Source organism: Oerskovia jenensis (assembly GCF_016907235.1).
Classification (GTDB): Bacteria; Actinomycetota; Actinomycetes; order Actinomycetales; family Cellulomonadaceae; genus Oerskovia; species Oerskovia jenensis.
Genome location: NZ_JAFBBO010000001.1, coordinates 1,266,658 through 1,287,678, shown reverse-complemented (window position 1 = coordinate 1,287,678; position 21,021 = coordinate 1,266,658). Strand labels below are relative to the sequence as shown.

The window sequence follows — 21,021 nt, the reverse complement described above, 5'->3', positions numbered from 1 at the left end:
GCCCACCCGGCGCACCCCGACGGGTGCCGTCCGCCCCCCGTCCGCCCCCGGGGTGTGGCCAACGAGACAGCGCCGGGCCGGGGCGACGGGCCGCTCCGGGTAGGTCCCGGCGTGCTGCCGGGCTACCCTGTGACGGGATGTCTCGATGTCGAGACATCGGTAAGCCGGTCAGGCAGTCAGATGGAAGGACGACACAGGGTGGACCTGTTCGAATACCAGGCGCGCGACATCTTCGAGAAGCACGGCGTGCCCGTGCTGGGCGGCGTGGTCGCCACGACCCCCGAAGAGGCTCGCGAGGGCGCTGAGAAGCTCGGTGGCGGGACCGTGGTCGTCAAGGCCCAGGTCAAGACCGGAGGACGTGGCAAGGCGGGCGGCGTCAAGCTCGCCCACTCGCCCGAGGAGACCGCCGAGAAGGCGTCGGAGATCCTCGGCATGGACATCAAGGGCCACACGGTCCACCGCGTCATGATCGCGGCCGGCGCGAAGATCGCCGAGGAGTTCTACTTCTCGGTGCTCCTCGACCGGGCCAACCGCTCGTACCTCGCCATGGCGAGCGTCGAGGGTGGCATGGAGATCGAGGTCCTCGCGGTCGAGCGCCCCGAGGCCCTCGCCAAGGTCGCCGTGGACCCGACCGTCGGCATCGACCAGGCCAAGGCGGACGAGATCGTCGCCGCCGCCGGGTTCGCCGACGACATCAAGGCGCAGGTCGCCGACGTCATCCAGAAGCTGTGGACCGTCTACAAGGAGGAGGACGCGACCCTGGTCGAGGTCAACCCCCTGGTCCGCACCGAGGACGGCTCGATCGTCGCGCTCGACGGCAAGGTGACCCTCGACGAGAACGCCGGCTTCCGCCACGCGGACCACGCCGAGCTCGAGGACAAGGACGCGGCCGACCCCCTCGAGGCCAAGGCCAAGGAGAACGACCTCAACTACGTCAAGCTCGACGGCCAGGTCGGCATCATCGGCAACGGCGCGGGCCTCGTCATGAGCACGCTCGATGTCGTCGCCTACGCGGGTGAGCAGCACGGCGGAGTCAAGCCCGCCAACTTCCTCGACATCGGCGGCGGCGCGTCCGCAGCCGTCATGGCCGCGGGCCTGGACGTCATCCTCAACGACGAGCAGGTCAAGAGCGTGTTCGTGAACGTCTTCGGCGGCATCACGGCGTGCGACGAGGTCGCCAACGGCATCGTCCAGGCGCTCGCGATCCTCGGCGACGAGGCGAACAAGCCGCTCGTCGTCCGCCTCGACGGCAACAACGTCGTGGAGGGGCGCGCGATCCTCGCCCAGGCGAACCACCCGCTCGTCACCCTGGCCGAGACGATGGACGGCGGCGCCAGCAAGGCTGCCGAGCTGGCCAACGCCGCTTCCTGACCCGAGACCCGAGAGAGAAAACAGACAGACATGGCAATCTTCATCAACGAGGACTCCAAGGTCATCGTCCAGGGCATGACGGGTTCGGAGGGCCAGAAGCACACGACGCGCATGCTGGCCTCCGGCACCAACATCGTGGGCGGCGTGAACCCGCGCAAGGCCGGCACCTCGGTCGCCTTCCCGAAGGGCGACGGAACGGTTGACGTCCCCGTCTTCGGGTCCGTCGCCGAGGCCATCGCCGCCACGGGCGCCGACGTCTCCGTGATCTTCGTGCCCCCGGCGTTCACGAAGTCCGCGGTCGTCGAGTCCATCGAGGCCGGCATGCCGCTGACCGTCATCATCACCGAGGGCGTCCCGGTCGCGGACTCCGCGGAGTTCTTCACCCTGGCCGAGGCCAAGGGCGTCCGCCTCATCGGCCCCAACTGCCCGGGCATCATCAGCCCCGGGAAGTCGAACGTCGGGATCATCCCGGCCGACATCACGGGCCCCGGCAAGATCGGGCTCGTCTCGAAGTCCGGCACGCTGACCTACCAGATGATGTACGAGCTGCGTGACTTCGGCTTCTCGACCGCGATCGGCATCGGCGGCGACCCGATCATCGGCACCACGCACATCGACGCCCTCGCGGCGTTCGAGGCGGACCCCGACACCGAGGCGATCGTCATGATCGGCGAGATCGGTGGCGACGCCGAGGAGCGTGCCGCGGCGTACATCCAGGCGCACGTGACCAAGCCGGTCGTCGGCTACGTCGCGGGCTTCACGGCTCCCGAGGGCAAGACCATGGGCCACGCCGGCGCCATCGTGTCCGGCTCGTCGGGCACCGCGCAGGCCAAGAAGGAGGCCCTCGAGGCCGCGGGCGTCAAGGTCGGCAAGACGCCGTCCGAGACCGCCGCGCTCATGCGCGAGATCCTCTCCTGAGCACGCACCGCACCACGCACGGCTGAGCTCGCGTTCAGCACCGTCCGACGGCGCCCGGCCTCTTCCGGCCGGGCGCCGTCGGCGTACCCTGTTCTTCCCGGTCACGTACCGGAGCCCGGTCGCGCACGGTCCCCGAGCGTGCCGATCGCGGGCGCGCCGCCCGACCTGCACCGCCAGGGCCGATCGATCGACGACGATGGAGACCATGACCACGCCCACCCAGTCCGTCGCCGGGCGACGGGCCCCACGCACGGTCGAGGAGCCCGCCCGCGGTCCTCGGCGTCCGCTCGAAGCCCCTCGGCGGTGGATCTCCGGCGTGGTCGCCGCGCTCCAGGCGCTCGCCCTGTCCCTCGCCGTGGTGATCCTCCCGGCGGTCGCGGCGTTCCTCGCCTCGTCCGCTGGGCCGGGCGAGGGCGACGCCGGGGGCTGGGGGCAGTCGGTGTCGGTCGCCGCCGGGTTCTGGCTCCTCGCCCACGGGGTCCCGCTCGCGGCCGCAGGCACCTCGATCACGATGGTGCCGCTCGGGCTGACGTTCCTGGTCGCCTTCACGTGCTTCGCGTCGGCCCGCCGCTCCGCGCACACCGCGACGTCGTCATGGGTCGTCGGTGTCGGGGTGTACGCGGTCGCGACGCTCGTCATCGCCCTGCTCGCGGGGTCGGCCCCGGGGTGGGACGTCCTGTTCGCGCTGCTGGGCGGCGCGGTCGTCGCGGGGATCGGTCTCGGCGCCGGGATCCTCTCGCGCCCCGACGCCCCCCGGATCGGCGAGCTGACCACGATGCTCGATCCCTACGTCCCGCCCGTCGTCCGGCTCGGGGCTCGCGCCGGGCTGCTGGGCCTGGCGCTGCTCGTCGGGCTGTCGAGCATCGTGGTCGGAGCCTGGGTCGTCGCCGGCCGGGCGACGTCGGGGGACATCGTGGTCGGTCTCGCGCCGGGCCTGCTCGGGGGCCTGATCCTGGCCGTCTCGCAGCTCGCGGTCGTCCCGAACCTGGTGCTCTGGGTGAGCTCGTGGATCGCCGGACCCGGTTTCGTGGTGGGCGAGGGGAGCAGCTTCACGACGAGCGCCTCGGAGCCCGGTGCGCTGCCCGCGGTCCCGCTCCTGGGTGCCCTTCCCGGGCCTGAGTGGACGACCGTCCTGGCCTCGTTCGCCCCGGTGCTCGTGGTCGTCCTGGGAGCCGTCGCCGGGATGTTCGTGTGGCGCCGCTGCGGGGGGCACGACGCCCGCTGGGCGGACCTGGGGCTCGCGCTGCTGGGCCTGGCCCTGACCGCCGGGCTGCTCGTGGTGACGGTGCAGCTCGTGGCGGGTGGCGCCGTCGGGCCGGGGCGGATGGCGCAGGTGGGTGCGCCGCCGCTGCTCGCCGGGGGCATCGTCGCGGCGGAGCTCGCGGTCGGGGCGGCGCTCGCCCTGGTGTGGGGCAAGGCCGCCGTGACCGACCGCGTGCGGCACCGTCACGACGAGACCACGCCCGACGACGCTGCCGCCCCCGTCGACTGACCTCGGCCGCGGGGGCGGGACCACGGGCCTACTGGCCCAGGCGGTCCTTGGTCCACTGCTCGCGCGCCTGCTCGTACTGCACCGCGCACTCCTGCTGCGCGGCGACCGTGATGGCGCCGTCGAGGCACTGCTGGTTGTCGAGCTCGACTTCCCACATCGCGAGGCCCCCGAGCATCGACAGCGACATGGTCGCGGTCAGGCCCAGGCCGACGGCCACCGCGGGCAGCAGCGCTCCGCCCAGGCGGGCGCGCCACACCGCACGCATCGCGCGGACCCCGAACACGATGGTCACGGCCGCGAAGAAGAGGCTCGAGACCCGCCACGGGAACGCGAGCGAGCTCGTCACCAGCGTGACCAGCATGAGCAGCCCGAAGTGCAGCACCTGCCGCGTGGTCGCGCGGAGCGTGTCGGGGTCGACGGGGGTCGGCGGTTCGCCCGGGATCGGGGGGCCGCCGCCAGGCCGGGCGGGCCCGCCCGGTCCGGGCTTCGCGTGGGCGACCGGGGGAGCAGGGGTCCCCTGCACCGGGGGAGGGGTGGGCTTGCGCGCCTCGTCGGTCGGCTTCTGGCCGGGACGTGGGGGCGCGTACGGGTTGCCCATGGGCAGCTCCTCGGTGCTTCGCGGGTGGCGGCGGCCGGGGCCGGTGCGCGACCTCCGCCGGTGGGCGGGCGAGCAGACCGGCACCTGTCCGGCGCGGACTAGGGTGGTACCTGGCTTTTCTCCCCCATTCTCCACCACCGCCGACGCCTCCGAGGAGCACCGTGCGCACACCTTCCGGTCAGCCCATCGACACGACGAGCGCGGCGCGCGTCGTCGTCCTGGTCTCGGGGGCGGGCAGCAACCTCGCGGCGCTGCTCGCGGCGCACGAGGACCCCGCCTACGGGGCGCGGGTCGTGGGCGTCGTGACGGACAAGCCGGGAGCGGGTGCGCTGGACCTGGCGCGCGAGGCGGGGGTCGCGTCGGTCGTGGTCGCACCGGGTGACTTCGCGGACCGTGACGCGTGGAACGACGGCGTCGCGGAGGCCGTGGCGGTCTTCTCGCCGGACCTGGTGGTCCTCGCGGGCTTCATGCGCATCCTGAGCCCGGCGTTCGTCGACCGGTTCGCCGGCCGGACGATCAACACGCACCCGGCGCTGCTGCCGTCCTTCCCGGGCGCGCACGGGGTCCGCGACGCGCTCGCGTACGGCGTCAAGGTCACGGGCTGCACGGTCCACGTGGTCGACAACGGCGTGGACACCGGGCCGATCATCGCGCAGGCGACCGTGGCCGTCGAGGACTCCGACGACGAGCAGGCGCTGCACGAGCGCATCAAGGTCGCGGAGCGGGCGCTGCTGGTCGAGACGGTCGGTCGGGCGGCGCGCGAGGGCCTGCGGGTCGAGGGTCGCCGGGCGCTGCTGGGCTGAGCCTGCGCGGAACCACCCGCGAGCGGAGTTGTCAGAATGAGCGTGAGCTCGAGGGCACGCTCGTTCTGACAACTCGCCGCGCGATACGTCGAGGAGGACCATCCGTGCAGCTCCCGTTCACCTACAAGGTCACCACGTGGGACCCCGCGACGCGGACCGTCCAGCCCGACGGGACCGTCGACTGGGACGAGCGCCCGGACGTCGACGGCTCGATCGAGGCGGCCTACCTCGACGCGATCTCGACCTTCGCGCGCGAGCTCGGGGTCGAGCGGCTGACGCTGCGCGACATCGAGGTCGTGGACATGCGGCGCGACATCGCGGACGCCCCAGAAGCCGCCCCGGGGAGCGTCCTGGCCCGGCTCTTCGGGCCACGCCTCGAGGGCTGCTACGACGGCGCGACCGTGGACATCGACGGGGCCAGGCTCCTGGTGCGGGAGGCATTGCGTGCCGAGAACGTCGATCCCCCCGCGCCCGAGGAGCCGACGCTGTGGTGCCGCTTCGAGGCCGAGGGGCGCATGTTCGTGCACACGGGCTACGACCTCTACACGTACATCGGGGCGTCGGCGCCGTGCCTGTCGGCGGTCGAGGCCGTCGCGGCGTCCGGTCTGTTCCCGATCCGGATCCACGAGTCCCCGTACGACCCGACGACCGCGGACGCGATGGCGGAGCTGGTTGATCCGCCGCCGGTCGACGAGGCGTTCTGGGTGACGGTCGACGACCTGGTCCGTGAGCGCGGGGGTGTGCTCGTCCAGGAGCACTGCGGGTGGAGCCGTTGGCACCGGATCGTGGAGGGCGGTCGCCGGCCGGTGTTCCGCCCGCGGGCCGTGGTGGAGGTCTGGCCGGACGTGTCCCCCGACGTCGCGGCGGTGCTGCACGGGATCGTCGACGAGGACGACGACCCGCAGCGGGACCTCATCTACCTCGCGGCGGACGGCGCGGTGCGCTCGGTGCGGATCGACGAGGACAGCCTGACGGGGATCGAGGGGCGCCTCGCCGGTGCGGTCGGCGGGTTCGCCGTCCCGGGAACGGTCGACGAGGCGCTGCCGATGCTGCTGCACCGGGCGGCCTGCCCTGACCCCGACGGGGTGGTCCGGGTCCGCGTCAACCGGTGGTGACGCGCGGGCGTCGTGCGGCGACGCGTCGCACGAGACGGGTGCTTCGGTCCGACACGGGTGCTTGGACCACGGTCCGGCGGACCCGTCTCGGACGGGAGGACCCGTCTCGCGGCAGAGCGGTGCCCGGGGCTCTTGACCAGACCCATAGTCAACGAGTACGTTGATCAACGTAACTGTTGATCACGACGAGCAGGCCGACATGACCCTCCTGGACGACCCGCACGACGAGACGGCCGCCGACCTCGACCGCGCGTTCCTCGCGCTGGCCGACCCGGTCCGCCGGAGCATCGTCGCCACGCTGTCCAGGGGGCCGGCCACGGTCAACGAGCTCGCCGCACCCTTCCCCATCACCAAGCAGGCCGTCTCCCGGCACATCCAGGTCCTCGAGACCGCGGGCCTCATCACCCGCACCCGGGACGGCCAACGACGACCCTGCCACCTCGACCCCGCCGCGCTCGAACGGCTCACGGCGTGGATCGACGAGTACCGGCTCACCGCGGAGCGGCAGTACCGCCGGCTCGACGCCCTCCTCGGGCGGCTCCAGGCACCGTCGTCGGACCCATCGAAGGAGCAGTCATGAGCAGCACGCACCCCACGACCGTCACGGCCCCTCCGGGGACGCCCTTCATCGAGGTCGTGCGCGACGTCGACGCCCCGCGGGCCCTCGTGTTCCGGGCCTTCACCGACCCGACGCTCGTCACGCAGTGGCTCGGCCCCCGTCGCTACGAGATGGTCCTCGACCACTGGGACGCCCGGACAGGCGGCTCGTGGGCCTATGCGCACCGCGCGGGCGAGGAGGAGTACGGGTTCTTCGGCACGTTCCACTCGGTCGTGCCGGACACCCGGGCCGTCCAGACCTTCGAGTTCGCTGGCGCCCCCGGGCACGTGAGCCTCGACGAGGTCACGTTCGAGGACCTGCCGGACGGCAGGACCAGGATCATCACGCGCTCGGTCCACCAGTCGGTCGAGTCCCGCGACGCCATGGTCGGCTCGGGCATGGCCGACGGCATGAGCGAGGGCTACGACCGTCTCGACGAGCTGCTGGCCTCGGACGTCGTCGCCTGACACCGGTCCGTCGCCGCGTACCGAGTCGCAGGACGCACCCTCGAGATGCGGCTGTCCGGGGTCCTGCGTATTCCTCGACCCCAGATGGCCGCATCTCGCAGGCAGCGGCGCAGCGTGGGCGAGGCCAGGGAGCGCTCGACCCCCGTTGCTCGCACGACCCGCACGCGGCCCGACGGCGCCACGCGCCCTGGGCGAGCGGGTCGCCCCGGGTGCGTGACGCCGTCGGGCAGGGGGCGGATCCCGGCGAGACCCGCTGCGAACAGGGCGCGGTAGGATCGGAGGCGGCCGCGACTGGCGAGGGTGGGAACGACCACCGGGGAGCGTCCGAACGACCTGTTGGTGCGTCGTCCGCCTGGGCGCCTGGTGACCGGAATTCCGCGACCCGCTGACCCACAGGAGCCCCTCGTGTCCGCAGCCCCCACCTCTCCCGAGATCCAGATCGCCGACGACGCCCAGCGCCCCGTGCGCCGCGCGCTGCTGAGCGTCTACGACAAGACCGGCCTCGTCGAGCTCGCCACTGCCCTGCACGCCGCGGGCGTCGAGCTCGTCTCGACCGGCTCGACCGCGTCGACGATCGCCGCGGCCGGTGTCCCCGTGACCAAGGTCGAGGACCTCACGGGCTTCCCCGAGTGCCTCGAGGGGCGCGTCAAGACGCTGCACCCGCGCGTGCACGCCGGCATCCTCGCGGACACCCGCAAGCAGGACCACCTCGACCAGCTGGCGCAGCTCGAGATCGCACCGTTCGAGCTCGTGGTCGTCAACCTGTACCCGTTCGCGGACACGGTGGCCTCGGGCGCCGGGCCGGACGCCGTGATCGAGCAGATCGACATCGGCGGCCCCTCGATGGTCCGCGCCGCGGCCAAGAACCACCCGAGCGTGGCAGTCGTCGTCGACCCGGCCGCGTACGGCGACGTGGTCGCCGCGGTCCAGGCCGGTGGCTTCACCTACGCCCAGCGCAAGGCGCTCGCGGCGCGGGCGTTCGTGCACACCGCGACCTACGACGTGGCGGTGGCGTCGTGGATGAGCAGCGTCGTCGCTCCCACGGATGCCGCGGAGGTCGACGGCGAGACCGTCCACACCGGCTTCCCCGCCTGGGTCGGTGCCACCTGGGACCGCTCGGACGTGCTGCGCTACGGCGAGAACCCGCACCAGCGTGCCGCGCTCTACACCACCGGGCACGGCGCCTCGGGCCTCGCGCAGGCGACCCAGCTCCACGGCAAGGCCATGAGCTACAACAACTACGTCGACGCGGACGCCGCGTGGCGTGCCGCGCACGACCACGGTGACGCCCCGACGGTCGCGATCATCAAGCACGCCAACCCGTGCGGCGTCGCGGTCGGCGCCTACGTCGCCGACGCGCACGCCAAGGCCCACGCGACCGACCCGGTCTCCGCGTTCGGCGGCGTCATCGCGACCAACGCCGTGGTGAGCGCAGCCGCGGCCGAGCAGATCGCGGGCGTGTTCACCGAGGTCGTCGTGGCCCCGGGCTACGAGCCCGAGGCGCTCGAGATCCTCTCGCGCAAGAAGAACATCCGCCTGCTCCAGGTCGACGGCGCCCCGAGCGCGGGCGTCGAGATCCGGCCCATCTCGGGGGGGCTGCTCATGCAGCAGGTCGACCGGATCGACGCCGCGTCCGAGACCGGTGGCGACAGCCCCGCGTCGTGGACGCTCGCGACGGGCGAGGCCGCGGACGCCGAGACGCTCGCGGACCTCGAGTTCGCGTGGCGGGCCGTGCGTGCCGCGAAGTCGAACGCGATCCTGCTCGCCAAGGGCGGGGCAGCGGTCGGCATCGGCATGGGCCAGGTCAACCGCGTCGACTCGTGCCGCCTGTCGGTCGAGCGTGCCAACACGCTCGGCGCCGACGGCGAGGAGCGCGCACGCGGCTCGGTCGCCGCGTCCGACGCGTTCTTCCCCTTCGCCGACGGCCTGCAGGTCCTGCTCGACGCGGGCGTCAAGGCCGTCGTGCAGCCCGGTGGGTCGGTCCGTGACGACGAGGTCATCGCGGCCGCGCAGGTCGCCGGCGTCACGCTCTACCTGACGGGTACGCGCCACTTCGCGCACTGACCCGTCCCGTTGACGACCGCGCGGTCGTCGGGCCCCGACCGGGCGCGGCGACCGTGTGGCCGTGCAGCGACACCGCACCGTTCGACTCCCGGAGGGGCAGCTCGATCGCCCCACACCCCCAGGAGTCCGTCATGAGCACCCCCCTCACCGTCGTCGCTGCGCTGCGTTCGCCCCGGCTCCTGCGCACCGAGGTCCTGGGCGGCCTCGTCGTCGCGCTGGCCCTGATCCCCGAGGCGATCTCGTTCTCGATCATCGCGGGCGTGGACCCGCGCGTGGGGCTCTTCGCGTCGTTCACCATGGCGGTGTCCATCGCGTTCCTGGGCGGGCGCCCCGCGATGATCTCGGCCGCGACCGGAGCCGTGGCCCTCGTGATCGCGCCCGTGATGCGCGAGCACGGTTTCGACCACCTCGTCGCGACGGTCCTGCTCGCGGGGATGATCCAGATCGTGCTGGCCCTGCTCGGGGTCGTGAGGCTGCTGCGGTTCATCCCCCGCTCGGTCATGGTCGGGTTCGTCAACGCGCTCGCGATCCTCGTGGCACTGGCTCAGCTCCCGCAGCTCGTCGCCGTCCCGTGGCTCGTCTACCCGCTGGTCGCGGCGGGGATCGCGATCATCGTCGGGCTCCCGCGATGGACGACGGTCGTCCCTGCCCCGCTGGTCGCGATCGTCGCCCTCACGGCCGCGGTGGTCCTGTCCGGGGCGCACGTCCCGACGGTCGGCGACCAGGGCGCGCTGCCCGACTCGTTGCCCTCGCTCTTCTGGCCCGACGTCCCCTGGACCCTCGAGACGCTGCGCACCATCGCGCCCTACGCGCTGGGCATGGCGCTCGTCGGGCTGCTCGAGTCGCTCATGACGGCCACGCTCGTCGACGAGATCACCGACACGGGGTCGAGCAGGACGCGCGAGGCCTGGGGGCAGGGCGGTGCGAACATCGTCACGGGTCTCTTCGGCGGCATGGGTGGCTGCGCGATGATCGGGCAGACCATGATCAACGTCAAGGTCTCGGGCGCGCGCACCCGGTTGTCGACGTTCCTGGCCGGGGTCTTCCTCCTGGTGCTCGTCGTGGCCCTGGGCGACCTGGTGGCCCTCATCCCCATGGCAGCGCTCGTCGCGGTCATGCTCATGGTGTGCGTCGCGACGTTCGACTGGCACTCGGTCCGGCCCAGCACGCTGCGGCGCATGCCCTGGAGCGAGACGGCCGTCATGCTCGTCACGGTCGTCGTGACGGTCGTGACGCACAACCTCGCGTTCGGCGTGGTGAGCGGTGTCCTGGTCGCGATGGTCGCGTTCGCACGGAGGGTCGCGCACCTGACGCAGGTCACGAGCGAGGACGGGCCCGACGGCGAGCGCACCTACCGCGTGACGGGCGCCCTGTTCTTCGCGTCGTCGAACGACCTGGTGCACCAGTTCGCGTACGCGACCGACCCGGACGACGTCACGATCGACCTGAGCGGCGCGCACGTGTGGGACGCGTCGAGCGTCGCGACGCTCGACGCGGTCAGCACCAGGTACGCGTCGCTCGGCAAGAACCTGACCCTCGTGGGGCTCAACGAGGACAGCGCCCGGCGGCACGCGCGGCTCGGCGGACGTCTGGGCTGAAGCCGGGCACCCGCGGCCGGCGCCCCCTCAGACGACCGCGTCGCGGAGCCTGCGGGCCGGGTCCGTCGCGACCGTGACGTCGACGTGCAGCGGCACCTCGCGGTTCATGAGCTTGCGCACCTGGCCCACCTCACGCGGCGCGTCGACCACGAGGATCGCGCGCACGGTCGCGAGCCGGTGCCCCTCGGCGTTGGTCCGGTGCGCGCCCGCGACGGTCTCGAGGTAGAGCGCGGTCCAGCCCTCGTGGCCGGAGGCCCCACCGCTCGGGTCGCCGCGGTAGACCACCTCGTGGAACGGCGAGGGCGTGCCGAACAGCGCGATGTCGTGCCCGAGCTGCTGCGAGAAGACGTACGGCGCGTGCTGGGCGACGGCCGCCAGGCCCAGCAGCTCGCGGACGGGCTGCGGCTCGGCGGGCATCTCGTCGATGCCGAGGAGGGCCCGGACCGTCGCGTCGGGGTCGTGCAGCGCGGCGGACCAGTGCCCGCCGGGCACGGGCCCGAACACCGCGTTGTCGCGCGTCGCGCAGTCACCCACGGCGTACAGGCGGCGCAGCGCCTTGAGGGGAAGGTGCCCCGAGGTGCCCGACGGCGCCGCGACGGTCGGCGGGGCCACGCGCCCCGCGCCGTTGACCCGGATCGAGCCGCGCGGGTCGAGGGGGAGCGTGCCCTTGAGCCACGCGGTCGCGGGCTTGGCGCCGACCGCGGCCAGGACCAGGTCGCCCTCGATCGTGCGCCCGTCCGCCAGCACCACGGACCGGGGCCCCACCTCGAGCACCTGGGAGCCGGTGAGCAGGTGCGCGCCGGCGTCGGCGTACCAGCGGGTCAGGTGCGCCCCGACCTCGGCGCCGAGCTGGCGCTCGAGCGGGGTCTGCGCGGCCTCGACGACCGTGACCTCGCACCCGGCTCCGGCCGCCACGCCCGCGACCTCCGCACCGATCCAGCCCGCGCCGATCGAGACGAGCCGTGTGCCGGGCGTGAGCCGTTCGCGCAGGCGCGCGGCGTCGTCGGCGGTGTGCAGCGTGAGCGCGGCCTCCCAGCCGGGCGGGCGGACCGGCTCGGAGCCCAGCGCGAGGACCGCGACGTCTGCCGTGACGCGTCGACCCGAGCGGGTCGTGACCGTGACCTCCTCCGTGCCGGGTTCGAGGTCGAGCGCCGGGTCGTCGAGCAGCACCTCGTCGGCCAGGACGGTGACGTCCACCCCGATCTCCTCGGTCAGCCAGGCGGGCTCGGGGCGGGACAGCAGCTCCTTGGACAGCGGCGGGCGGTCGTAGGGCGGCACCCCCTCCGCCCCGAGGATCGTCACGCGCCCCGTGAAGCCGTGCGCCCGCAGGGCCGCGACGGTCTGGGCGCCGGCGAGGCCCGCGCCCACGACGACGACCGACCCGGCCGCGGGGCGCCGCGAGTGCGGCAGGACAGCAGTGGTGACTGGTGAGGGCACGATCCCTACGGTAGTCGGCGGTAGGCTCGGACTCGTGAACTGGTGGGAAGCGTGAGCGACGTCACCGCGCCCGGGCGCGGTCCGCACAACGGCACCCCGACGCAGCATCGACCGGGGGCGGCACCTGCGTGGCACCGGGTCGACGGCGCGGCGGAGACGCCGGGCACTGCGGCGGGGCCGACCGGCTCCCCGGAACCGCTCGCGCCCGTGGCGCCCCCTGCGGGGATCCCTCGGGTCGCCGGAGGGGACGGCGGGGCCGAGCCGCTCGACCGGCCGGCGACGGTCGTCGTGCCCGCTCCGCAGAGCAACCTGGCGATGTGGCTCGTCTTCGCCGGCGTGCTGCTCGCGCTGGTGGTCACGCTGGTCGTCGGCGCCCGGGCCGGCGTGCTGGTCCTCGTCGGGATCCTGGTCGTCGGTGCGGGGGTCCGCGCCTTCCTGCCGGGTCCCGGGCCCGTGGGACTCACGGTCCGCACCCGGTGGACCGACGTGATCATGTACCTCGTCATGGCCGGGGCGATGGGCATCCTCGCCGTGACGGTTCCCAACATCTGACGTCCGCGCTGCCGGCCACGGGTGACGCGGCCGGCGGCACCGTCGCCCTGGCACACGCCACGAGGCCCGGTCCGCAGCTGCGGACCGGGCCTCGTGGCGTCAGGGCGAGCGGTGGCTCAGACCTTGGGGGCCGGGCCGTCGGTCGGCTCGTCGCCGGTCGGCTCGGTGCCCGTGGTCGTGGTGCCGGTCGTCTCGGTCTCGACGACCTCGACGGTCTCGGTCACCTCGACCGTGCCGGGAGCCTCGGTAGCGGGGGACGTCGCTCCCTCGGCGACGGCGGCTGCCGTCGCGGTACCGGCGGTACCCACGGTGCCGGCGGAGTCGCCGGTCACGACCTCGGTCTCGTCGACCACGTAGACCTCGTCCTCGGCCAGGAGGTCGTCCTGGACGGGGGCGAAGGCGAACGCGCGGTAGAACAGGGCGGCGATCGCGGCGCCCGCGAGCGGGGCGACGATGAAGAGCCAGAGCTGGCCCCAGGTCCATCCGCCGGCGAAGACCGCGGCGGCGAAGGAGCGGGCGGGGTTGAGCCCGGCGTTCGTGAACGGTGCGACGACGATGAGCAGCACCGTGAGCGTCAGGCCGATCGCGACGGGCGCGAGCTTGGAGTTCGAGCGCTTGTCCGTGACGCCGAGGATCACGCCGACGAAGATCGCGGCCGCGACGATCTCGATGATGAGAGCGGACCAGACGCTGAACGAGAAGGCGCCGTTCGTGGCGGTCGCGAGCGGCGAGTGCTCTCCGAAGCCGTTGGCGGTCGCGGAGAGGAAGGCCTGCTGCGTCGCGTCGGCGATCAGGCCGCTCTGCTGGAGCACGGGGAGCGCGGAGGCGGGGATGGTCGCGAAAAGCACGGCCGAGGCGATGACGCCGCCGACGAGCTGGGCGAGCCAGTAGGGCAGGACGTCGGCCCAGGCGGTACGACCGCCGATGGCCGCGCCGAGCGTCACGGCCGGGTTGAAGTGTCCGCCCGAGACGTGACCGACGGCGGCGATCCCACCGAGCAGCGCGATGCCGCCTGCGAGAGCCACGCCGATCGTGCCGGTGCCGAGGCCGCCCACGCTGTAGAGCGCGGCGCCGAGGATCGCGAGGACGAGGAAGAACGTGCCGAAGGCTTCGGCGCCGAGCCGGGCGAGCAGGCTGGGCCCGACCACGACGGTCGTCTCGTCGACGACGACTGCGTCAGGTGCTGAAGTGTCCTGGGACATGGTGTTCCTGTCTGGTGTCTGTGAGGGGTCCGGGGAGGCCGGACGTTCGGGATGAACATGCGAGGTCGGTGCAGAACCGGCATCTCGGAGGCATCCTGCCACCGATGTCTGGGAGTTCGCTGATCAGTTCGTGACCAGTCTCACTCCGCGAGCGCGACCGCGCCAGAGGACGGCCCGGCCGGGCGGGGCACGTGGTGGTGCGGCGGGCCGGCGCTCCCTGCCCCCACGGACCGGACGGAAAGTATCTTGATGTCGAGAAGTCGAGTACCCTGGGCGGCGGTCAGCATCATCGGTTCGCGCGCGCAGACCCGGCACCCGCCGGTGGCCGGCGAGCGGCCGCAGGTTCCCCTCGCAGAGTTGGAGTTACCCCCGCATGGGCAAGATCAAGGTCGTCAACCCGGTCGTCGAGCTCGACGGTGACGAGATGACGCGCATCATCTGGCAGTTCATCAAGGACCGCCTCATCCACCCCTACCTCGACATCGACCTCAAGTACTACGACCTGTCGATCGAGAACCGCGACGCCACCGACGACCAGGTGACGATCGACGCCGCGAACGCGATCAAGCAGTACAACGTGGGCGTCAAGTGCGCGACCATCACGCCCGACGAGGCACGCGTCGAGGAGTTCGGCCTGAAGAAGATGTGGGTCTCCCCGAACGGGACGATCCGCAACATCCTCGGTGGCGTCGTCTTCCGCGAGCCCATCATCATCTCGAACATCCCGCGCCTGGTGCCGGGCTGGAACAAGCCGATCATCATCGGCCGTCACGCCCACGGCGACCAGTACAAGGCGACCAACTTCAAGGTCCCCGGCGCCGGCACCCTGACGCTCACCTACACCCCTGCCGACGGCTCGGAAGAGATCAAGACCGAGGTCGTCACGTACGGCGACGACGGTGGCGTGGCCATGGGCATGTACAACTTCAACGACTCGATCAAGGACTTCGCGCGCGCCTCGTTCGCGTACGGCCTGCAGCGCAACTACCCGGTGTACCTGTCGACGAAGAACACGATCCTCAAGGCCTACGACGGCCAGTTCAAGGACCTGTTCCAGGAGGTCTTCGACACCGAGTTCGCGGCTGCGTTCGCCGAGAAGGGCCTGACCTACGAGCACCGCCTCATCGACGACATGGTCGCCTCGGCCATGAAGTGGGAGGGCGGCTACGTCTGGGCCTGCAAGAACTACGACGGCGACGTCCAGTCCGACACCGTCGCGCAGGGCTTCGGCTCGCTCGGCCTCATGACGTCGGTCCTCATGACCCCGGACGGCAAGACCGTCGAGGCCGAGGCCGCGCACGGCACCGTGACGCGTCACTACCGCCAGCACCAGCAGGGCAAGCCGACGTCGACCAACCCGATCGCGTCGATCTTCGCCTGGACCCGTGGCCTCATGCACCGCGGCAAGATCGACGGCACCCCCGAGGTCACGGCGTTCGCCGAGACGCTCGAGGACGTCGTCATCACGACGGTCGAGTCCGGCAAGATGACCAAGGACCTCGCGCTCCTGGTCGGCCCGGACCAGGAGTGGCTCACGACCGAGGACTTCCTCGCGGCGCTCGACGAGAACCTGGCCGCCCGCCTGGCCTGATCCTCGTCCCTCGCACGCCCGACGGCGCCGCTCACCTCCCGGGGTGAGCGGCGCCGTCGGGCGTTCTCGGGGGAGGGACGGGACCACGAACCCTCCCGTGCGAGCCGTGCCCGGGGTGTGACGGACGCCCCACGCACGGGGCGAGCGAGTACCCCTGGGGAGCGCGAGGGCGTTGTGACAGAGTGTGGCCATGACAACTCCCGTGAACGTGACCGTGACCGGAGCCGCCGGTCAGATCGGTTACGCCCTGCTGTTCCGCATCGCCGCAGGCCAGCTCCTCGGACCGGACGTGCCGGTCCGCCTGCGCCTCCTCGAGATCCCGCAGGGGGTGAAGGCCGCGGAAGGCACCGCGATGGAGCTCGACGACTGCGCCTTCCCGCTGCTCGCGGGGATCGACATCTTCGACGACCCGCGCGCCGGGTTCGAGGGGGCCAACGTCGGTCTGCTCGTCGGTGCGCGCCCCCGCGGTCCGGGCATGGAGCGCGGTGACCTCCTCGAGGCCAACGGCGGCATCTTCAAGCCCCAGGGCGAGGCGATCAACGCCGGGGCGGCCGACGACATCCGCGTGCTCGTCGTCGGGAACCCGGCGAACACCAACGCGCTCATCGCGGCGTCGAACGCGCCCGACGTGCCCAAGGACCGCTTCACGGCCATGACGCGCCTCGACCACAACCGCGCGCTCACGCAGGTCGCCAAGCGCGCGGGCGTGCCCGTGTCCGAGGTCCGCAAGGTCAGCATCTGGGGCAACCACTCGGCCACGCAGTACCCGGACATCTTCCACGCCGACGTCGCGGGCCGCCCGGGCGCCGAGCTCGCCGCGGACTCGGCCTGGCTCACCGGGGAGTTCATCCCGACCGTCGCCAAGCGCGGCGCGGCGATCATCGACGCGCGCGGCGCCTCCTCGGCCGCGTCGGCCGCGAACGCCGCGATCGACCACGTCTTCGACTGGGTCAACGGCACGCCCGAGGGCGACTGGACGAGCGCGGGCATCGTGTCCGACGGGTCGTACGGCGTCCCCGAGGGCCTCATGGCCTCGTTCCCCGTGGTCTCGCGGGGCGGGGCGTGGGAGATCGTCCAGGGCCTGGAGATCTCCGACTTCTCGCGCGAGCGCATCGACGCCTCGGTCGCCGAGCTCGTCGAGGAGCGCGACGCGGTGCGGGGCCTCGGGCTGATCTGACCCACGAGGGGCGGCGCCCGGGAGCACCGGGCGCCGGCCCCTGTGCGGCGGCTCCCTGGTGGCCGGTCCGGCGGGTCCGGTGGCGAGCCGGCGGTTCTCTGCGACAGGGCACCGTCGTCCGGACCATGACGCCCGGCCATGACGCCCGGTCCATCACGCGGGCCGGAAAATGCCTGCGTGCACGTCGTACCCCCGCCATAGGATCGGCTGGCCATGACCGATGCACCCACCGGCTCCCCGACCGGCCCAGACCCCGCTCCTTCGTCTCTCTCCGTCGCCTCGACGGACCCTGCCCGCCGCCTGGACTGGCGACGGCTGCGCGGTCCGCAGGCCGTCGTCGCGCTCGTCGCCCTCACGGTCGGAGCGGTCGGTGCCGCGTACGGCACGGTCGTCGCCGGATGGCTCGCCGCGGACCCGACGACCGCCACGCTCCAGCTCCTCGCCGCCTGCATCGTGAGCGCAGCGCTGCTCGACACGATCGGCCAGGTGGTCTGGGCCGGGGTCGTCGACCGCGCCGAGGGCCGCCTGCGCGGCGACCTCCTCTCCGCGGCCCTGCACCAGCCGCTGGCCACGCTCACCGAGCAGGCCGTGGGCGAGGTGCTGGACCGGGTCGACGACGACACCCACGCCGTCGGGACGCTCGTGCGCCGTCAGGCCTGGGGGGCGGGACGCACGCTCGTCGGCGTCATCCCCATGTGGGTCGTGGCCGGACTGACCTGGTGGCCCGCCTGGATCCTGTTCCCCGTGCTCGGCGTGGTCGCCGCGCTCGTCGTGCGTCCCATGCTGGGCGAGATCGCGCGGCGCAAGGTCATCGAGGAAGCGGCCTGGACGGACCACGCGGCGGCGTTCGAGGAGGCCGTGGCAGCGCGTGACGACCTGCGCACGAGCCTGGGGCAGTCGTTCGCCGTGCGACGGCTCGCCGAGCGGTCGGCACAGGTCCACCGGCGCTTCGAGGCGGTGCTGTCGGTCGAGTCCCGCATGCTCCGCCGAGCCGGTCTCGTGCTCGCGTCGCTGCTCGCAGGTGTCGCGGTCTCGGGTGCGGCGCTCGCCGCCGACGGCCAGCTCGGCGTCGACCGGCTCGTGACGCTGTTCCTCGTCACCTCGATGTTCGTGGGGCAGACCGACAACCTCGTCCACCACCTGCCCGACATCCAGGAGGGGCTCGGTGCGCTCACGCGCATCCGCCAGATGCTCTCGGTCGCCCCCGAGCCCGTGGGCGGACGCGGGGTGCCCTCCGGTCCGGTCGACATCGAGCTCCGGGACCTGCACTTCTCCTACGCCGAGGGCACGTTCGCCCTCGACGGCGTGAACCTGCACGTGCCCGCCGGCGCCACGGTCGCACTCGTCGGCCGGACAGGGTCCGGCAAGTCGACCCTCGCGTCGTTGCTGTCCCGGGCGGTCGAGCCGCCCCGCGACGCGGTGCTCCTGGGCGGCACGGACGTACGCGACCTCGACCTGCAGGCGCTGCGCGCCGCGGTCGGCGTGGTGACCCAGCGGACCGAGATCCTCGCAGGCACGCTCGCGGAGAACGTCGCGCTGTTCGCCGACGTCCCGCGCTCGTCGATCGAGGCCGCGGTGCGTGAGCTGCGCCTCGAGGACTGGGTGGCAGGTCTGCCCGACGGGCTCGACACGCTCCTCGGACCGGGCGGGACGGCACTCTCGGCGGGCGAGGAGCAGCTCGTCGCGTTCGCCCGGCTGCTGGTGCGCGACGTCCAGGTCGTCGTCCTCGACGAGGCGACGGCGCGCATGGACCCGCTGACCGAGGCCCGGGTCGTGGCCGCCTCCGAGCGGCTGCTCGCGGGGCGCACCGGCGTGCTCGTCGCGCACCGTCTCACCACGATCGAGCGCGCCGGCCTGATCGTGGTGCTCGACCGGGGGCGCGTCGTCCAGCAGGGCGAGCGGGCCGCGCTCGCGGTCGTCGCCGGGCCGTATCGCGACCTGCTGGACGCGAGCGTCGCGCAGGGGGGCTCGCCCGACGTCGCGCTCGTCGACCGGGGGAGCGAGGGCCACGAGGACGCTGCGGCCGTCGGACTCGCCGCTGCTGACGCGGACGGCGGGGTGGTCACGGCCGCTGTCGCCGTCGTCGGAGCGCCCCCGGAGACGACCGGCTCGACCGGCTCGACCGGCTCGTCCGACGAGGCCGTCGGCGGCCGGCGTCGGCGCGGCGTCCCGCCGACCCTCGCCGACCCGGGCGACGGTCCCAGCCTCGCGCGCGGCGTGCTGCACGCGCTGTTCGTCCGTCCGGCGTGGGGCGTCGCGGGGGCCGTGCTGTTCCTCGTGGCGAGCCTCGTCTCGGCGCAGGGGGCCGTGACCGGCTTCCTGTGGGGGCACGCCGTGCAGGGCCTCGACGAGGGCTTCCCGGTCGGGCTGCTCGTCCCGTTCGTGGTGCTCCTCGTGGTCGCGCCGCTGTGCCTCGCGCGGGCCCTGTACGTCTACCCGCGGTGGTGGATCGAGCTCCTGCTGCGCGTGCGCATGTCGGTCATGACCGGGCAGACGCGCCAGCACCGCCTCACGGCGACGCCTCCGGGCGAGGTCGTGGCACGGGCCATGGACGCCGATCGGTTCGTGCGGTACGCGGACCGGTGGGTCGACCTCGTCAACGGGCTCGTCATCGCCGGCGTCACGGCGCTGCTCAGCAGGTCGTGGCTGGCCGGGGCCGTGCTGCTCGCGGTCATGGTCGTGTCGGCCGCGGCGTCGGCGCTCGGCCGTCCGATCGCCGGTCGGTCGGCCACGCGGTCCTCCGCCGCACGGGCCAGGTTCGGGCGCTCGCTGGTCTCGGCGCTCGACTCGGCACGCACGGTCAAGCTCGCGGCCCGGACCCCGCAGGTGCACGCACATCTCCACGAGGTCGACGCAGGCCGTGTGCGGGCCGCGATCTTCGAGCACAGGGTGCAGGCTGCGCTCGACGGCGTGCCGCTCGTCATGATCCAGCTCGGCGTCGTCGCGGCCTGGGCCGGGCTGCTCACGGGCACGTGGGACCTCGCGACGGCTCTTCTGGTCGCGAACGCGGTCAACGGCTTCGGGTGGTTCGGGGTGGTCGCGGGCGCCGTCGTGACCGAGGCGCCGGGAACCCGGTCGTGGCAGCGTGCGACCAGCCGCCTCGCCGCCGGGGCGGACCTCATGGACCTGCCCGCGGGCGTCGACCTCCTCGCCGGCGACGCGCCCACACCGGCGCCGAGCCCGCGCCAGGGGCTCGAGCTCCTCGAGCTGGCGGGCGTGAGCGCCGTGCACGACGACGGCACGATCGGCGTGCAGGGCGTCGACCTGACGGTCGAGCGCGGTGAGCTCGTGCTGCTGCTCGGACAGGTGGGCGCGGGCAAGTCGAGCCTGCTCGCGGCCCTCGCGGGGCTCATGGAGCACACGGGCCACATCAGGTGGAACGGGACGGACGTCGAGGACGCCCAGACCTTCCTGCGACCGGGGCAGGTCGCGCACGTCGCACAGGTCCCGCGCGTGCTGTCCGGGACGTTCGCCGACAACGTGCGGCTCGGGCACGAGCGCGAGGTCACGGGGCCGGTCGCGGCCGCACGCATGGAGCGGGACGTGGTCGAGGCGGGCGGGCACGGGGCCCTCGTGGGGCATCGCGGCGTCCGGCTCTCGGGCGGCCAGGTGCAGCGGCTCGCGCTCGCGCGGGCGCTCGCGACCGACGCCGAGCTCCTGCTGGCCGACGACGTGTCGAGCGCCCTGGACGCGGCGACGGAGATCGAGCTGTGGTCGTCGCTGCGCGACCGGGGGACCACGGTGATCGGCTCGACGTCGAAGCACGCAGCCCTGGCTCGTGCCGACCGTGTGGTCGTTCTCCACGAGGGTGCGATCGCGGAGGTCGGGCCGTGGAGCGACCTGGCCTCCCGGTGGAGCCACCTGGCAGGCTGACCGGCGGCCCCGCGCTGCGGCCCCGCGCTGCCGTCCAACGCTGCGTCGAACCCGAGGTCGGTCAGGCCCCTCACCCGAGGTGCCTGACCGTCCTCGGGTTCGGCGTCTCCGCGATACCAAACTCTTGCTGCAACTTTCTGCAAAGGCTACAGTCTGGGTCAGCCG

At 73.0% G+C, this 21,021-nt stretch carries 16 protein-coding genes and 1 riboswitch; of the genes, 13 read left to right on the top strand and 3 right to left on the bottom strand.

Annotation, left to right across the window (positions count from 1 at the left end; translation table 11 throughout):
• Positions 1 to 198: 198 nt before the first annotated feature.
• The 3 genes from sucC (at position 199) to JOD49_RS05735 (ending at position 3,781) form a co-directional block, all read left to right on the top strand.
• The gene (gene sucC, locus JOD49_RS05745; RefSeq protein ID WP_205306344.1) at positions 199 to 1,371 is read left to right on the top strand and encodes an ADP-forming succinate--CoA ligase subunit beta; all 1,173 of its coding nucleotides are present in this window, start codon (positions 199 to 201) and stop codon (positions 1,369 to 1,371) included.
• Between the two features lie 30 nt (positions 1,372 to 1,401).
• Entirely contained in the window at positions 1,402 to 2,289 is an 888-nt protein-coding gene (gene sucD / locus JOD49_RS05740) for a succinate--CoA ligase subunit alpha (protein WP_068627339.1), read from the top strand.
• 205 nt (positions 2,290 to 2,494) lie between these two features.
• On the top strand, positions 2,495 to 3,781 hold the full coding sequence (locus JOD49_RS05735) for a cell division protein PerM (RefSeq protein ID WP_205306343.1): 1,287 nt from the start codon (positions 2,495 to 2,497) through the stop codon (positions 3,779 to 3,781).
• A gap of 28 nt (positions 3,782 to 3,809) precedes the next feature.
• Here the strand turns inward: JOD49_RS05735 and JOD49_RS05730 are convergent, their stop codons facing one another.
• The gene (locus JOD49_RS05730; RefSeq protein ID WP_205306342.1) at positions 3,810 to 4,379 is read right to left on the bottom strand and encodes a hypothetical protein; all 570 of its coding nucleotides are present in this window, start codon (positions 4,377 to 4,379) and stop codon (positions 3,810 to 3,812) included.
• Between the two features lie 161 nt (positions 4,380 to 4,540).
• Here JOD49_RS05730 and purN point away from each other — a divergent pair, with 161 nt between their 5' ends.
• From purN to JOD49_RS05700, 6 genes are all read left to right on the top strand, one after another.
• Entirely contained in the window at positions 4,541 to 5,182 is a 642-nt protein-coding gene (purN, locus tag JOD49_RS05725) for a phosphoribosylglycinamide formyltransferase (RefSeq protein ID WP_205306341.1), read from the top strand.
• Positions 5,183 to 5,286: 104 nt separating this feature from the next.
• Positions 5,287 to 6,297 (top strand): hypothetical protein, encoded by a 1,011-nt coding sequence (locus JOD49_RS05720; RefSeq protein ID WP_205306340.1) that lies wholly within the window; start codon positions 5,287 to 5,289, stop codon positions 6,295 to 6,297.
• Between the two features lie 199 nt (positions 6,298 to 6,496).
• A complete protein-coding gene (locus JOD49_RS05715; protein WP_205306339.1) occupies positions 6,497 to 6,877 on the top strand; it encodes an ArsR/SmtB family transcription factor in 381 nt (126 codons plus the stop codon).
• The gene (locus tag JOD49_RS05710) at positions 6,874 to 7,362 is read left to right on the top strand and encodes an SRPBCC family protein (RefSeq protein ID WP_205306338.1); all 489 of its coding nucleotides are present in this window, start codon (positions 6,874 to 6,876) and stop codon (positions 7,360 to 7,362) included. The genes JOD49_RS05715 and JOD49_RS05710 overlap by 4 nt, the downstream gene beginning before the upstream one ends.
• A gap of 277 nt (positions 7,363 to 7,639) precedes the next feature.
• Positions 7,640 to 7,727, top strand: a riboswitch (ZMP/ZTP riboswitch).
• Positions 7,728 to 7,767: 40 nt separating this feature from the next.
• A complete protein-coding gene (purH, locus tag JOD49_RS05705; protein WP_205306337.1) occupies positions 7,768 to 9,426 on the top strand; it encodes a bifunctional phosphoribosylaminoimidazolecarboxamide formyltransferase/IMP cyclohydrolase in 1,659 nt (552 codons plus the stop codon).
• A gap of 131 nt (positions 9,427 to 9,557) precedes the next feature.
• Positions 9,558 to 11,024 carry a SulP family inorganic anion transporter gene (locus tag JOD49_RS05700; protein ID WP_205306336.1) on the top strand — a complete coding sequence of 489 codons (1,467 nt, stop codon included), beginning with the start codon at positions 9,558 to 9,560 and terminating at the stop codon, positions 11,022 to 11,024.
• Between the two features lie 27 nt (positions 11,025 to 11,051).
• Here JOD49_RS05700 and JOD49_RS05695 read toward each other — a convergent pair whose 3' ends face one another.
• Positions 11,052 to 12,461, bottom strand: a complete 1,410-nt coding sequence (locus JOD49_RS05695) for an NAD(P)/FAD-dependent oxidoreductase (RefSeq protein ID WP_307822411.1) — start codon at positions 12,459 to 12,461, stop codon at positions 11,052 to 11,054.
• A gap of 51 nt (positions 12,462 to 12,512) precedes the next feature.
• On the opposite strand from JOD49_RS05695, the gene JOD49_RS20680 reads away from it, so the two are divergent.
• Positions 12,513 to 13,013, top strand: coding sequence for a DUF3017 domain-containing protein (locus JOD49_RS20680; RefSeq protein WP_307822410.1), 501 nt, complete (start codon positions 12,513 to 12,515; stop codon positions 13,011 to 13,013).
• A gap of 116 nt (positions 13,014 to 13,129) precedes the next feature.
• On the opposite strand, the gene JOD49_RS05685 is transcribed toward JOD49_RS20680, so the two are convergent.
• Complete coding sequence (locus JOD49_RS05685) at positions 13,130 to 14,215, bottom strand: aquaporin (RefSeq protein ID WP_205306333.1); 1,086 nt, start codon at positions 14,213 to 14,215, stop codon at positions 13,130 to 13,132.
• A gap of 373 nt (positions 14,216 to 14,588) precedes the next feature.
• On the opposite strand from JOD49_RS05685, the gene JOD49_RS05680 reads away from it, so the two are divergent.
• From JOD49_RS05680 to JOD49_RS05670, 3 genes are all read left to right on the top strand, one after another.
• Positions 14,589 to 15,806 carry an NADP-dependent isocitrate dehydrogenase gene (locus tag JOD49_RS05680; RefSeq protein WP_205306332.1) on the top strand — a complete coding sequence of 406 codons (1,218 nt, stop codon included), beginning with the start codon at positions 14,589 to 14,591 and terminating at the stop codon, positions 15,804 to 15,806.
• Between the two features lie 190 nt (positions 15,807 to 15,996).
• Entirely contained in the window at positions 15,997 to 16,983 is a 987-nt protein-coding gene (locus JOD49_RS05675) for a malate dehydrogenase (protein ID WP_205306331.1), read from the top strand.
• A gap of 213 nt (positions 16,984 to 17,196) precedes the next feature.
• Positions 17,197 to 20,856 (top strand): ATP-binding cassette domain-containing protein, encoded by a 3,660-nt coding sequence (locus JOD49_RS05670; RefSeq protein ID WP_205306330.1) that lies wholly within the window; start codon positions 17,197 to 17,199, stop codon positions 20,854 to 20,856.
• Positions 20,857 to 21,021 lie beyond the last annotated feature (165 nt).

Bases quoted from the DNA above. Each gene is read 5' to 3' on its own strand.
- sucD (WP_068627339.1), top strand. From the start codon at position 1,402: ATGGCAATCTTCATCAACGAGGACTCCAAGGTCATCGTCCAGGGCATG.
- JOD49_RS05700 (WP_205306336.1), top strand. From the start codon at position 9,558: ATGAGCACCCCCCTCACCGTCGTCGCTGCGCTGCGTTCGCCCCGGCTC.
- JOD49_RS05715 (WP_205306339.1), top strand. From the start codon at position 6,497: ATGACCCTCCTGGACGACCCGCACGACGAGACGGCCGCCGACCTCGAC.
- JOD49_RS05675 (WP_205306331.1), top strand. From the start codon at position 15,997: ATGACAACTCCCGTGAACGTGACCGTGACCGGAGCCGCCGGTCAGATC.
- JOD49_RS05710 (WP_205306338.1), top strand. From the start codon at position 6,874: ATGAGCAGCACGCACCCCACGACCGTCACGGCCCCTCCGGGGACGCCC.
- JOD49_RS05685 (WP_205306333.1), bottom strand. From the start codon at position 14,215: ATGTCCCAGGACACTTCAGCACCTGACGCAGTCGTCGTCGACGAGACG.
- JOD49_RS05670 (WP_205306330.1), top strand. From the start codon at position 17,197: ATGACCGATGCACCCACCGGCTCCCCGACCGGCCCAGACCCCGCTCCT.
- JOD49_RS05680 (WP_205306332.1), top strand. From the start codon at position 14,589: ATGGGCAAGATCAAGGTCGTCAACCCGGTCGTCGAGCTCGACGGTGAC.
- JOD49_RS05730 (WP_205306342.1), bottom strand. From the start codon at position 4,379: ATGGGCAACCCGTACGCGCCCCCACGTCCCGGCCAGAAGCCGACCGAC.
- JOD49_RS05735 (WP_205306343.1), top strand. From the start codon at position 2,495: ATGACCACGCCCACCCAGTCCGTCGCCGGGCGACGGGCCCCACGCACG.